This window comes from Tritonibacter horizontis (assembly GCF_001518015.1).
Classification (GTDB): Bacteria; Pseudomonadota; Alphaproteobacteria; order Rhodobacterales; family Rhodobacteraceae; genus Epibacterium; species Epibacterium horizontis.
Genome location: NZ_LPUY01000063.1, coordinates 20917 through 33783, shown reverse-complemented (window position 1 = coordinate 33783; position 12867 = coordinate 20917). Strand labels below are relative to the sequence as shown.

The 12867-nt window shown below is 63.7% G+C and carries 11 protein-coding genes; 6 read left to right on the top strand and 5 right to left on the bottom strand.

All coding sequences use genetic code 11. The features are described from left to right. Nucleotides 1-15 precede the first annotated feature (15 nt). Nucleotides 16-213 carry a hypothetical protein gene (locus TRIHO_RS23710; RefSeq protein ID WP_131811194.1) on the bottom strand — a complete coding sequence of 66 codons (198 nt, stop codon included), beginning with the start codon at nt 211-213 and terminating at the stop codon, nt 16-18. Between TRIHO_RS23710 and TRIHO_RS10615 the strand changes: the two genes are divergently transcribed. From TRIHO_RS10615 to TRIHO_RS10600, 4 genes are read left to right on the top strand one after another with little or no spacing between them, the layout of a single operon-like run. Further along, nucleotides 176-1138: a DMT family transporter gene (locus TRIHO_RS10615; protein WP_068243080.1), complete on the top strand. Its 963-nt coding sequence runs from the start codon at nt 176-178 to the stop codon at nt 1136-1138. The genes TRIHO_RS23710 and TRIHO_RS10615 overlap by 38 nt on opposite strands. A gap of 14 nt (nt 1139-1152) precedes the next feature. Beyond that, the gene (locus TRIHO_RS10610) at nt 1153-1773 is read left to right on the top strand and encodes an HAD family hydrolase (protein ID WP_068243002.1); all 621 of its coding nucleotides are present in this window, start codon (nt 1153-1155) and stop codon (nt 1771-1773) included. Continuing rightward, nucleotides 1770-2687 carry an ornithine cyclodeaminase family protein gene (locus TRIHO_RS10605; RefSeq protein WP_068243000.1) on the top strand — a complete coding sequence of 306 codons (918 nt, stop codon included), beginning with the start codon at nt 1770-1772 and terminating at the stop codon, nt 2685-2687. Before TRIHO_RS10610 ends, TRIHO_RS10605 begins: the two co-directional genes overlap by 4 nt. After that, complete coding sequence (locus TRIHO_RS10600; RefSeq protein ID WP_068242998.1) at nt 2684-3619, top strand: alpha/beta fold hydrolase; 936 nt, start codon at nt 2684-2686, stop codon at nt 3617-3619. The genes TRIHO_RS10605 and TRIHO_RS10600 overlap by 4 nt, the downstream gene beginning before the upstream one ends. Before the next feature lie 80 nt (nt 3620-3699). On the opposite strand, the gene TRIHO_RS10595 is transcribed toward TRIHO_RS10600, so the two are convergent. Further along, nucleotides 3700-4941 carry an MFS transporter gene (locus TRIHO_RS10595; protein ID WP_068242997.1) on the bottom strand — a complete coding sequence of 414 codons (1242 nt, stop codon included), beginning with the start codon at nt 4939-4941 and terminating at the stop codon, nt 3700-3702. Nucleotides 4942-5103: 162 nt separating this feature from the next. Between TRIHO_RS10595 and zapE the strand changes: the two genes are divergently transcribed. Further along, nucleotides 5104-6171, top strand: coding sequence for a cell division protein ZapE (zapE, locus tag TRIHO_RS10590; protein ID WP_068242994.1), 1068 nt, complete (start codon nt 5104-5106; stop codon nt 6169-6171). A 141-nt stretch (nt 6172-6312) separates the two neighbouring features. Beyond that, entirely contained in the window at nt 6313-7065 is a 753-nt protein-coding gene (locus TRIHO_RS10585; protein WP_068242993.1) for a DeoR/GlpR family DNA-binding transcription regulator, read from the top strand. Nucleotides 7066-7086: 21 nt separating this feature from the next. Here the strand turns inward: TRIHO_RS10585 and TRIHO_RS10580 are convergent, their stop codons facing one another. From TRIHO_RS10580 to TRIHO_RS10570, 3 genes are all read right to left on the bottom strand, one after another. Continuing rightward, nucleotides 7087-8361 (bottom strand): bifunctional folylpolyglutamate synthase/dihydrofolate synthase, encoded by a 1275-nt coding sequence (locus TRIHO_RS10580; RefSeq protein ID WP_068243077.1) that lies wholly within the window; start codon nt 8359-8361, stop codon nt 7087-7089. 108 nt (nt 8362-8469) lie between these two features. Continuing rightward, nucleotides 8470-9426, bottom strand: a complete 957-nt coding sequence (gene accD / locus TRIHO_RS10575) for an acetyl-CoA carboxylase, carboxyltransferase subunit beta (protein ID WP_068242980.1) — start codon at nt 9424-9426, stop codon at nt 8470-8472. 70 nt (nt 9427-9496) lie between these two features. Next, the gene (locus TRIHO_RS10570; protein WP_068242978.1) at nt 9497-12604 is read right to left on the bottom strand and encodes an ABC transporter transmembrane domain-containing protein; all 3108 of its coding nucleotides are present in this window, start codon (nt 12602-12604) and stop codon (nt 9497-9499) included. Nucleotides 12605-12867: the final 263 nt, after the last annotated feature.

Genomic DNA, 12867 nt, shown 5'->3' with positions numbered 1-12867 from the left:
TCTGGCTCCCCGCATTCAATCCGCGCCGGTGGCCGCAGGCACCACCGCAAAAGTCGCCTGTCCCTGCGGACTGGCGCGAGGCGTCACTTGGTACATCCCGTGGAATTGTACCTCTGTCTCATTCTCGTTGCCCTTCCCGTCACCATGCGCGACAACCGCGATGGAGGCCATATTGATGCGCGCAAACCCGATCCATTCCAATGTCTTGGGCATCCTTGCCGCCTGCGGCGCGGCAGCGGCGTTTTCTGTCATTGATGTGACGTTCAAATTCCTGTCCGCCGCCTATCCGCTTTATCAGGTGGTTTTCTTTCGCTCGGTGGTGGCGCTGGCTCTGTTGCTGGCGATCATCATCCCGCTGGAGGGCGGCTATCACATCCTGCGGACCCGGAACGTCAAACTGCACCTGATGCGGGTCACCGCCGTGACCTTTGCCAATATCTGCTTTTTCAGTGGCCTCGCGGTGCTGCCTCTGGCCGAGGCGGTCGCCATTGGCTTTGCCACGCCGCTGATCGTCACGACACTCTCTGTCCTGTTCCTCGGGGAGAAGGTCGGGGTCTGGCGCTGGGGCGCGGTTTTTGTCGGGTTCGCCGGCATTCTGGTGATCGTGCAGCCGGGGGCTGATACCTTTCAACCCTATGCGCTGTTGCCCTTTTTCGGTGCCTGTGGCTATGCCACCCTGCATGTGTTGACCCGGCGCGCGGGGGGATCGGACAAGGCATCGACCCTGTCGTTCTACCCGACCTTGGGCTTTCTAGTGATCAGCGCCATGGCTGGCCTTGCTTTCGGCCATGGCAAGTGGGTCACCGGCACGCCGATTGCGGACCTGGTGCTGCGGGCCTGGGCCTGGCCGGTAGGGATCGAATGGGGGCTGTTTGCCATTGCCGGCGTCTCGGGCGCGGTCGGCGGCTACCTGGTCGGTCAGGCCTACCGCCAATGCGAGGCCGGGCTGGTCGCGCCGTTTGAATATATTGCCATGCCACTGGCCGTGTTCTGGGGCGTGCTGGTCTTTGCCGAATGGCCGGACCGCTCGGTCTGGCTCGGCTCAGCCTTGATTATCGGCGCCGGGCTTGTTTCAGTCTGGCGTGAGACCCGCACACCGGGGCCGCCAACGCGCCCCCGCCCCAGATCCTCCGGCTAGAAAGGCCCTGCCCCATGCCCATCACCGCCGTCGTCTTTGATATCGGTCGCGTTCTTATCGAATGGGAGCCGGAGCGCTTCTATGACAGCCTGATCGGCGAGACCCGCCGCAAGGCCCTGTTCGAGGAGGTCGACCTGCATGGCACCAACCTCAACGTCGATCGCGGCGACCCGTTTCGCGACAGCATCTATGCGCTGGCAGACAAACACCCGGACTGGGCCGGGGAAATCCGCCATTGGCACGACAGCTGGATCAAGATGGCCAGCCCGGAGATCCCCCATTCGGTCCGTTTGTTGCGGGCGTTGCGCACCAAGGGGATCCCGGTCTACGCGCTGAGCAATTTTGGCGCCGAGACGTTTGTGATCGCCCAGACCGTCTATCCGTTCCTGCGCGAATTCGACCAGGCCTTTGTCTCGGCCCATCTGCGGGCGATCAAACCGGATGCGGAGATCTATGCAGAGCTGGAGGCCGGCACCGGCCGCCGCCCCGAAGAGCTGCTGTTCACCGATGACCGACCCGAAAACATCACCGCTGCCGCCATCCGGGGCTGGCAAACCCATTTGTTCGATCAGCCAGAAACCTGGGCCGCGCGCCTTGTCGCGGAGGGTTTGCTGACAGAAGAGGAAGCCCGATGACCCTGGTACAGATCGGTTTCGACGAAGGCGAAGCCCTGCTTGACTGGATCCCCCTGACCGATGCGCTGGCCGCAGGACATGACCTGCCCCGTGCCGAAGTGGATGATACCTTTCTCTATCGCGGCGAGGACACGTTGCTGTCCCGTTCGGCCTGGATCGACGGGCTGGGCATCGCGGTGAAAACAGCGATGATCTTTCCCGGCAACGCGGCGCGGGGCCTGCCCGGCGTAAACGGCGGTGTCAGCCTGTTTTCAGACCGCACCGGGGTGCTGGAGGCGCTGGTCGATTTCCATTTGGTGACCAAATGGAAGACCGCCGGCGACACGCTGCTGGGAGCGCGGCGTCTGGCCAATCCCGACAGCCGGGACATCCTGATCGTCGGCGCCGGCACGGTGGCGGGCACATTGATCGAGGCCTTCTCTGCCGCCTATCCAAAGGCGCAGATCCGGCTGTGGAACCGGACCGCGTCCAAGGCCGAGGCGCTGGCGGCGCAATATCCCGGCACCCGTGTCGCCCCGGATCTGGAAGCCGCCACCCGCCGCGCCGATATCGTGCTGACCTGCACCATGTCGACGGATCCGGTCATTCAGGGCGCCTGGCTGCGGCCCGGTCAGCACCTCAATATGATCGGGGCCTATCGGCCCGACATGCGAGAGGCCGACGACGCCGCATTGGCGCGCTGCCAGATCTATTGCGACAGCTTTGCCACCACGCTCGACCATATCGGAGAGTTCAAGATCCCGCTCGCCACCGGCGCGCTGCAGCGGGCGGATGTGCTGGCGGACTTCTATACGCTTGACCAGTTTCCAACGTTTGACCCCTCGGTCACCACCCTGTTCAAGAACGGCGGCGGCGCGCATCTGGATCTGATGACCAGCCGCCATATCCTTGACCTGTGGACCGGGGCGCAATGACCTGGCTGCTGATTGTCGCCTTCCTTCTGGTCGGCCTGTTGTCACTGCCATCGGTCAAGGAAAGCCTGCGCCGGCCGGTCACGGAATCGATGCGCCGCTTTGCGCCCGGCCAGTTTGCCGAGCTGTCCCAGGGGGTGACCCATTACCGCTGGATCGGCCCGGAGCGCGGGCCTGTTGCCGTCTGCGTGCACGGGATCACCACCCCGTCCGAAGGGTTTGCGCCGCTGGCCCAGGAGCTGGCCGGCATGGGATACCGGGTGCTGGTCTATGACTTGTTTGGCCGTGGCTATTCCGACTATGTTCCAGGGCCGCAGGGCAGCGCGTTTTTCCATCAACAGTTGCAGGATCTTCTGGCGCATGAAGGCGTGGTCGAGGATTTCCTGCTGATCGGCTATTCGGCTGGCGGCTGTATCGCCACCTCCTTTGCGGCGCAGAACCTCGCACGGGTGCGTCAGCTGATCCTTATCGCCACGGTGGGGTTGCATGCCCCCCGCACCCCGGTCGCCGCCTTTATGGAAAAGCGGCCCGGCCTGCGGGACCTGTACCTGCAATGGACCTATCCGATGGTGGCGCGGCGCTATCTCAACACGGAACTGACCGATGGGCTGACCCCGGACGCCGTGACCCGCGCGCAGCGGGCGCAAACACGGCGACGCGGGTTTTTCCCCTCCAACCTCGCCGCGATGCGGGGTCTCCTGCGCGAGGATCTGGATGCCGCGCATCGCAGCTTTAACCAGCAGGGCTTGCCGGTGCTGGCGCTGTGGGGCGGCGAAGACCGGATCATCCCGGCCCATGTGATCGGGCGGATGGCAGAACTGAACCGGTCCGCCAAACAGGATGTGATCGCCGGGGCCGGCCATGGTGTGGTCTACACCCACCCAAAAGAGATCGCGCAGCTGATCTATGAAAACCAGCGCCACGGTATCTATTGAGGCGCACGCCGCCGATCGTAAGCCCACGGGGGCCGGGCGGGGGCACGCACGAGGCAGCCGTGAGCCGCGCCAAGGCCGGATCAGGCGGGGGCCGCCGTGCCCAGGGGACGTTCGCGGATCGGCAGATGGACAATGGCGCTGAAGGCTCCGACGCCGACGCCGATCCACCACACCATGGTGTAATCGCCATAGATGTCATACATCCGCCCGCCCAGCCAAACACCGAGAAAGCCGCCGATCTGGTGACTGAGGAACACGATCCCATAGAGCGTGCCCATGTAGCGCAGCCCGTAGATATGGGCCACCAGGCCCGAGGTCAGCGGCACGGTCGCCAGCCACAGCGACCCCATCGCAACAGAGAACACGATCACCGTCAGCGGCGTGATCGGCAGCAGGATGAACGCGCCTGCAACGAGGGTCCGGGCCGTATAGATCCCCGCCAGCAGGTATTTCTTTGAGTAATATTTTCCTGCCCAGCCCGCCAGCAGGGTGCCTGCGACATTGGCCAGACCGATCAGTGAAATCGACACCGCCCCGAGCGCGGACGTGGTGGTGATACCGAGCCCGTGCAACACGCCACCCGGCATGATGGGGCCGCACATCTCAGTCACAAAGGCAGGAAAATGCGCGGTGACAAAGGCCAGCTGATAGCCGCAGCTGAAAAACCCGAGAAAGATCAGCGTATAGGACGGATCCCGAAAGGCTTTTTTCAGGATCGTGCCCATGCTTTCTTCCAATTCCGCCTTGGTGGCGGAAACCGGCGCGCGCATCAGCGGCAGTGACAGGATCAGCGCCAGCACCACACCGGCAAAGACCAGAAAGACAGATTGCCAGGGCATCAGCCCCAGCAGGTATTCCGCAGTCGGCGCGCCGACGATCTGCCCGGCGGAGCCTGCGGCGGTCACGATCGCCAGCGACATGGAGCGGTTTTCGGTCGAACTGGCCCGCCCCACGACCGCCAGCACCACACCAAACCCGGTGCCCGCGACGCCGAACCCAACCAGCCATTCATAGCTCTGCATTTCAAACGGCGTCGTCGCGCCGGCACTGAGCACCAGACCAGTGGCATAGATCACCGCGCCGATGATGATCGCCTTGCGGTCCCCGATCTTTTCCGCCACCGCGCCAAAGATCGGCTGCCCGATCCCCCAGGCCAGGTTCTGGATCGCAATCGCCAGCGAAAATTCACTGCGCAGCCAGCCGAAATCCTCGGCAATCGGAATCTGAAACACGCCAAAGGACGCGCGAACGGCAAAGCTGACCATGATGATCAGGCAGCCCACCAAAAGAACTGGGGTGAAAAGAGAGGCCTGACGGTCCATGCGATTTCTCCGGGGATGCGGTTTGGCAGCAGTCTCGCCATTCCGGCCTTAACGTCAATTCAGGAGTTTTGTGTCCATACATTAGAAAAATTGAACAGTCCGGTTCGGTTCCATCCCTGCTGCGGCTTTCCTTTGCAAAATCATCCCGCTAAGGCATGGATCATGACACATATGAGCGTTCTTTATCAGGCCCGGGTCGATGCCGGGCAGATCCAGCCAGACCCCGCGCAAGAGGCGGTCCTGCCGGAATTCGACCGGATTGCCGAAGGGCTGCGGGCCGAGCCGGTGAAGCGCGGGCTGTTTCGCAAGGCTGTTCAGCCTGAGGTCAAGGGGTTGTATCTGTGGGGCGGCGTCGGGCGCGGCAAGTCGATGTTGATGGATCTGTTCGTCGAGAGTCTGGACGACATCCCCAGCCGTCGCGTGCACTTTCATGCCTTCATGCAGGAGATCCACGCCAAGATGCATCAGGCCCGCGAACAGGGCATCGAGGACGCCTTGGCCCCTGCTGCTGCAGAGGTGATCGCCTCGGTCCGGCTGCTGGCCTTTGACGAGATGCAGATCACCGATATCACCGATGCCATGATCGTCGGCCGCCTGTTCGAGGCGCTGTTCGCGGCCGGCGTGACGGTGATCACCACGTCAAACCGGGTGCCGGACGATCTTTATAAAAATGGCCTGAACCGGCAGCTGTTCCTGCCCTTTATCGACCTGATCAAGGACAAGATGCAGGTCCATGAAATGGTCAGCCCGCATGATTATCGTCAGAACCGGCTGACCGGGAGCCGGGTCTATTTCACCCCGCTGAACGCTGCGACCCGCGCCGAGATGGAAACGATCTGGCGCGATCTGACCGGTGGCGCGGCGGAACCGCTGGTGCTGACGGTCAAGGGTCGCAGGGTGATCCTGCCGGCCTATCGCAGCGGTGTGGCCCGGGCCAGTTTCTATGATCTTTGCGGCACGATGCTGGGGCCCGGCGACTATCTTGCCATCGCCGATGCGGTCAAGGTTCTGGTGCTGGAAGACATCCCCAGCCTCGGGCGCAGCAACTTCAACGAGGCCAAGCGGTTTGTCACCCTGGTCGATGCCCTCTACGAGGCGCGGGTGCGGCTGATCTGCTCTGCGGCGGCCGAACCGGAATACCTCTATCTGGAGGGCGATGGCGTCTTTGAATTTGAACGCACCGCCTCGCGCCTGCGGGAGATGCAGGACAAGACCTGGGCGCAGGACTGACCCGGCCGTGAGGCTCATATGAGCAAACTGACGTCTCATCTGAGCCTAAACCGGCGGCATTGACCGGCGGCGCCAGAGTGTCCTTGCCTACCCCACCGGTTCCCCTACAAAGGGGATGTTCGTATGAACAGGGGACGCTTGATGAACGCCACAGACCTGTCCGACCGCCAGCGCGATATCATCCGTCTCGTGGAGCAGACCGGGTTTGCCACGATCGACGATCTGGCCGACCGGTTTTCCGTCACCACCCAGACCATCCGCCGGGATGTCAACGATCTGCGGGATCGGGCGTTGTTGACGCGGGTTCATCGTGGCGTGCGCCCGGTCGATGGCGCGCGTCCCTATGCGTCGCGCGCGGTGGAGCAGACCGGTGAAAAGGCCGCCCTCGCCCGCGAGGTCATGCGGCTGATTGCGCCGGGGGCTTCGGTGTCGATCGGACTGGGCAGCACGCCCGCAGAGGTCGCGCGGCTACTGGCGGAGGCCGGGCCGCGCGATGTGATCACCAATAACCTCGTCGCTGCCAGCCACCTTTGGGACGCCGAGGACATTTCCCTGTCGATCTGCGGCGGATCGGTGCGGGACCGCAGCGTGTCGGGCAGCGCGGCGGCGGACTTCTTTGCCAGCTACCGGGTCGATGTGGCGGTGTTTGGTGTCGCCGGCGTGGACGACGACGGGGCATTGCTGGACTTTCGCGCCAGCGAGGTGCGGGCGCGCGCCGCCATGCACGCCCATGCCCGCCAAACGGTTCTGGTGCTGGATCAGGTCAAATTCCACCGCCGCGCCTCGGCCCGCGGAGGCTGGCTGTGGGATTTGTCGCATGTGGTCACCAATGCGCCACCGCCGCTGGATCTGGCCCAGAAACTGACAGCGCAATCGCTTGTTCTGGCGGGATAAACCCCTGGCGCAGGCTGGCGATCAGCCGTTTTCCCGCAACACCGCCCCAGCCAGATAGAGCGAGCCGCAGATCAGCACCCGGCAGTCGGGGTCGCGGGCCAGGATCGCGCGCAGTGCCTCGATGACGCTTGCCGCCATATAGGCCTCAAGCCCGACAGATTTGGCAGCGGCCTCCGTTTCTTCGGCGCTGAGCGTGGCCGCCTCGCCGGGGATCGACACAGCGGTGAGACTGCGTGCCACGCCCGCAAGCGGCCGCAGATAACCGGTCACGTCCTTGGTGTTGAGCATACCGCAGATCAGATGGGTCGGACGCGCCGGCAGCTCTGCCAGAACCGACGCCAGCGCCAGCCCCGCAGCGGCATTGTGACCGCCATCCAGCCACAACTCGCCCCGCCCCGCCGTGGCCTCGACCAGGGGGCCGGATTTGAGCCGTTGCATCCGCGCGGACCATTCGGCATCGGTCATCGCCGCTTCGCAGGCCGCTTCACCGGCATCAAGATGGCGCAGCACCGCCAGCGCGGCGCCGGCATTCTGCACCTGATGGGCGCCGATCAATGCCGGGCGCGGCAGATCCAGCAGCCCCCGGTCATCCTGATAGACCAGCCGGCCCCGTTCGGTGCTGACATGCCAGTCCTGACCATAGGCGATCAGCGGCGCGCCGAGACGCTGCGCGGTGGCCTCGATCACCTCCATCGCCTCGTCCGGTTGCGGGCCGACCACCACGGGCACACCGCGTTTGATGATGCCGGCCTTTTCGGCGGCGATCTTGGCCAGCGTGTTGCCAAGGTATTGTTCGTGGTCGATGGAAACCGGCGTGATGACCGAAACCGCTGGCGTCACCACATTGGTGGCATCCAACCGCCCGCCCAGGCCGACCTCAAGCAGGGTGAAATCCGCAGCCTGCCGTGAAAAGGCCAAAAGACCGGCAACGGTGGTGATTTCAAAATAGGTGATCGTGTCGCCATCGTTGGCGGCATAGCAGTCATCCAGCACCTGCGTCAGGTGGTCTTCGGTGATGAGCGTGCCGGCCAGCCGGATGCGTTCGTGAAACCGCGCGAGATGTGGCGAGGTATAGGCGTGCACCGATTTACCCGCGGCCTCCAGCCCGGCGCGGATCATCGCCTGGGTGGACCCTTTGCCATTGGTCCCGGCGATATGGATCACCGGCGGCAGCTTGTCCTGCGGGTTGTCCAGGGCGGCCAGCAAGCGCCAGACCCGATCCAGCGTCAGATCAATAATCTTGGGATGCAGCGCCATCATGCGGGCCAGGATGGCATCGGAAGTCGTGTTGGTCATGGCGTCGGCCTCAGGATCAAAAGGCAGGATCAAAAAAGCCCGCCTCGCGCCTGTGGGTTGGTCCCGGTGGCGGCAAGGCGGGCCTGCTTGCAATCGGATGTTGCGCCGTTATTCGGATTTTTCTTCCGGTTTTGCGGCACTCTTGGCGGTGTTTTCGTCTTTTTCGATCAACGCCGGTTCAGGTGTGGGCGCGGGCAGGTCGCCGTGCACCTGCGGCGGCAGGTTCAACAGCATCCGAATGATGGTGATCAGCTCTTCGCGCAGCTCGGTCCGGGGAATCACCCGGTCCAGCATGCCGTGATCCAGCAGGTATTCCGCGCGCTGGAACCCCTCGGGCAGCTTTTCGCGAATGGTCTGTTCGATCACCCGTGGCCCGGCAAAGCAGATCAGCGCGTTGGGTTCGGAGATATGCACATCGCCCAGCATCGCATAGGAGGCGGTGACCCCGCCGGTGGTCGGATGGGTCAGCACCACAATATAGGGCAGGCCGGCTTCTTTCAGCATCTGCACGGCCACGGTGGTGCGCGGCATCTGCATCAGGGACAGGATGCCCTCCTGCATGCGCGCCCCGCCGGCCGCCGCAAAGAGCACAAGCGGGCGGTGCAATTTGACCGCTTCCTGTGCGGCGGCAATGATCGCATTGCCGACATACATCCCCATGGACCCGCCCATGAAGGAGAAATCCTGCGCCGCCGCTACGATGGGCGTGCGGCCGATTTCGCCAACAGCGACCAGCATCGCCTCTTTTTCGCCGGTCTTTTTCTGCGCCGCGCGCATCCGTTCGGGATAGCGTTTCTGATCGCGGAATTTCAGCGGATCAACAACGGGTTCCGGGACCTTGACCTCGCCAAACACACCGCCATCGAACAGCGCCTCGAACCGGTCGCGCGGTGTGATATGCATGTGGTGGCCACAGCTGGTGCAGACGTTCTGATTGTCGCTCAACTCGCGGTGAAACAGCATGGTGCCGCATTCATCGCATTTTCTCCACAGGTTCTCGGGCACTTCGCGGCGCGAAAAGATCGAGTTGATCCTGGGGCGGACGTAGTTGGTGATCCAGTTCATCTATTGGCCTCTGCCTGGGTGGCGGTTTGACCCCCAGATAAGGCCAGTTGCCATCAATTGCAATCGGACCTTAGCCGGGCGGCGGCGCGGGTGGCGCATCCTGGGCGGCGGGCCCGTCTTCTGTCGGGGGCGTAACCATGGGGTGGTTTGCCCGCGCGGCCTGTAGCGCCACAGCCGCGCCGGACAGATGGCCCGAGACGGTTTTCAGCAGTTGCAGCGCCACCGAGATGTCGCTTTCGATCACCGTGCGGTACTCTTCCGCGCCGATGCGCAGGAACACGCAGTCCTCCACCGCAATCAGATCCAGGCTGCGCGGCTCGTCGACAATCACCGCAAGATCGCCAATCAGCCGACCGGGGCCGACAAGGTTCACCGGGCTGGCATCCTGCGGAAAGCGCAGCTCCGCCTGGCCGGACAGACAGAGATAGACCGCGTCGCCCGGCTCGCCCACGCGAAAGACCGCCGCCCCGGTCGGCACCCGCACCCAGGAGGCGGAGAAGGCCAGCAGGCGGCGCTGGCGGGCGTCCAGACCGGCAAACAGATCCACCGCGCTGATGGTGGCAAGCTTCTGGTCGAAATCGCCGCTGCTGTCGTCGGGTCGGGTCTGCGCCCGACGGGGGTAGGCCTCGGCCCCGTCGAGGCGGCCGTCCTTCAGCTCCAGGAACAGGTCATAGCGGCTGGGGTTCTCGAAATGGGATTCGATATGGATCATGGTGGTTTTGGGTAGCAGTTCCTGCAGGCGTGTGCGGGTTTTCAGGCGGCTTTCGGCATCATGGCTGGCCAGCACCTGTTCAAGGATCAGGATATCGGGCCGTTTGATCGCAGCGCGGGTAAAGGCCGCGCGTTCGCGAAACACCGGCGCCAGCAGCGCCCCACCAAGACCAGTGGGCAGGTCGTAGATCATCAGCGCCAGCCGAGCCTTCAGATCGTGGTCGGCCATCACATCGGCCACCACATCCTCTACCGCCTGTGCCTTGGCGCCGGCATGGGTGGCGATCCGGCCAAACAGAGCGTTTTCCAGCACCGTCAGCTTGCGCGCGTATTCGTCGGATCGCAGGCGGCGATAGACCCCGGCACACTCTGCCAGCAACAGATCCCCGCGCCGCGCCCGGAGCCGCAGGATCTGCGTCTTGTAGGCGCGCGGCAGGCCCGGTCCGAACTGCTCCTCCGGCAACAGGAAGGGCAGCGTACACAGCAACGCGCGATCCTCGCGGCTGAGGCTGTCGCAGGCCGCATGGCGGTCCGCCGCCTGAGTGATTTGCGCATAAAGCGTTTCGTCGAGGCCGAGCCTGCGGAACAGCGGATGGCTGGTGTCGCCCCGTCCAAAGGTCCGCTTCAACGTATCCAGAAGCGCCAGGCTGATGGCGCGGGTTTCCTCCTCGAGACGCTCTGCGCGCAGGACCCGCTGGAACGGGCCGTCGGGATCGGTGAACAGCTCCGTCGGCACCGGCGCGACCGCAAAGGCGAACATCATGTTCTCGGCCAGGGGCAGCGCTGGATTGTAGAGATCGGGCAGGAAGCGATAGACGACATCGCGCAGGCCCTGCTCTGCCAGCCGGGCCTCGATCTGGGGGCGCAGCGCCGTGATCTGCGATTCAAGCGCGCGATGGCGATCCTGCAGCCGGGCGTGCAGCGTGCGGTGGAACAGCTGACCATCGACGCCCATCGCCTCGACCAGCTGGAACCACCAGTCGCGCAGATCCTGTTCCGAACCAAGCCCGGCCAAATCCGGGTTCACCCAATCCGCATGCAGGGGATCGGCGCTGTTGCCCGCCCGTACCGCCTCGGCCCGTTGCAACAGCTGCACCTCGGGTTCGTTGGCGCGGGGGCGATTGCGCAACGGCATCAGGACGTTGTCCCCAAGCGAGCCGTCAAACAGATAGGGCGCGCTGAAGGCATAGCCGATCCGCGTCGCAATCACAGCCTGATGCAGGGTCTGCAGCGGGCGGCCTGCGATCACCACCTCGCCCCGCGCCGGCAAGACGTCACGGGTGAGCACCTGCGCCAGCGCCTGACGTTCGGCGGCGGAACTACTCTGGATTGCGACCTGCGCTCCCGCCGGGATGGTCAGGTTCAGACCGTCAAGGATCGGCTTGCCCTCGGCATCCTTCACCGTGACATCGCGCAGTTCAATGACGCCGCGCAGATGCGGCACCTCTGTCGGTTCGCCTTCGAACAAAGCGGCGTCGATCATGCCGGGGGGTGCGAATTTCTCGGCCATCACCTGCCAGCGCAAGGACATGTCCTGCACCTGGTTGTAATAGGTCAGCAGCTCGCGCCAGGGGCCGGAAAGGTCCTTGTAGGCGGCCAGCGCGGCGACCAGCGCCCCCACCGTGATCTCGCCCCGGATCGCCAGAATGCCGCCAACAGAGTAAAAGAAAAACGGCGTCAGATGACCGATCAGATTGTTGAGGAACTTCATGAAGAACTTTTTCATGAAGATGCGGCGGCGGATCTCGAACAGGCGGCCCAGACGGTTTGACACCTGCGCCAGCCGATAGCGCCAGCCGCCATTGGTGCGCAGATCGCTGAGGCCCGCCGCCGTTTCGCCGATTTCCGACGCCAGGGCGCGCACTTCGGCGATGCGATCCTTGTTCAACAGGTTGATCTGGCGTTGCAGCATCGGGATCAACCAGGCCTGCAGCGGGATCAGCGCCACCGAGGCCAGACCGAACCAGACGCTCTGCACGAAAAGAAACACCACGATGGTCAGCATCTGGCCGGCCTGGAATGCCGGCTGCGCCACCGCATCCCCCATCAACCCGCCCATGGGTTCGGATTCCGAGGTGATCATCGACACCATCTCGCCCTGGCTGGTGGTGCGGAAATAGCTGGTGGGAAAGCGCATCATGCGCGAAATCATCTGATACCGCAGACGCCGCAACAGACGTTCCGACAAGACCCCTTTGAGCGTATTGAGGCGCATCTTCATCAGGCCGCTGGCCAGCACCGCCGCCAGAAAACCAAAGCACAGCACCAGCAGGAAGTTTTCGGTCGTCAGCCGATGTCCCCAGACCTCAACCGTATCCGAAGGCGCGCCAATGGCATCGTTGACGATCCGCTTGGGCAATTCCAGCGTCGCATAGAGCAGCGGAAACGTGACGATGGTCAGCAGCAACAGACCAAGTTGCTGCCGTTTCGAGTAGCGCCAGATAAAGGAAAACAGACTCGGCTCCACGCCTTGTCCTTTCTGTGGGTCGGGTCCGCCATCGGATCGGGCGGGCTGGAAGTGGCGGATGCGGTCGCGACGGACGAAACTCTGGGATCACGCCATATCCAGGCAGCCGATTCGGCGGGCTCGTTCTGGCGAAGGGGCGTCAAGTAAGCGCCTCACCGGCCCAATTCAAGGCTTCAAGCGCGACTCCGCCTTAGGTCTTGTTCCGTTTCAAGGCTGTGTTTAAATCTTTTGTCTAGGAAAACACAGCCACCGGGTTACGCTGC

Bases quoted from the DNA above. Each gene is read 5' to 3' on its own strand.
- TRIHO_RS10580 (WP_068243077.1), bottom strand. From the start codon at position 8,361: ATGACCAACACGACTTCCGATGCCATCCTGGCCCGCATGATGGCGCTG.
- TRIHO_RS10595 (WP_068242997.1), bottom strand. From the start codon at position 4,941: ATGGACCGTCAGGCCTCTCTTTTCACCCCAGTTCTTTTGGTGGGCTGC.
- TRIHO_RS23710 (WP_131811194.1), bottom strand. From the start codon at position 213: ATGCCCAAGACATTGGAATGGATCGGGTTTGCGCGCATCAATATGGCC.
- TRIHO_RS10600 (WP_068242998.1), top strand. From the start codon at position 2,684: ATGACCTGGCTGCTGATTGTCGCCTTCCTTCTGGTCGGCCTGTTGTCA.
- accD (WP_068242980.1), bottom strand. From the start codon at position 9,426: ATGAACTGGATCACCAACTACGTCCGCCCCAGGATCAACTCGATCTTT.
- TRIHO_RS10585 (WP_068242993.1), top strand. From the start codon at position 6,313: ATGAACGCCACAGACCTGTCCGACCGCCAGCGCGATATCATCCGTCTC.
- zapE (WP_068242994.1), top strand. From the start codon at position 5,104: ATGACACATATGAGCGTTCTTTATCAGGCCCGGGTCGATGCCGGGCAG.
- TRIHO_RS10610 (WP_068243002.1), top strand. From the start codon at position 1,153: ATGCCCATCACCGCCGTCGTCTTTGATATCGGTCGCGTTCTTATCGAA.
- TRIHO_RS10605 (WP_068243000.1), top strand. From the start codon at position 1,770: ATGACCCTGGTACAGATCGGTTTCGACGAAGGCGAAGCCCTGCTTGAC.
- TRIHO_RS10615 (WP_068243080.1), top strand. From the start codon at position 176: ATGCGCGCAAACCCGATCCATTCCAATGTCTTGGGCATCCTTGCCGCC.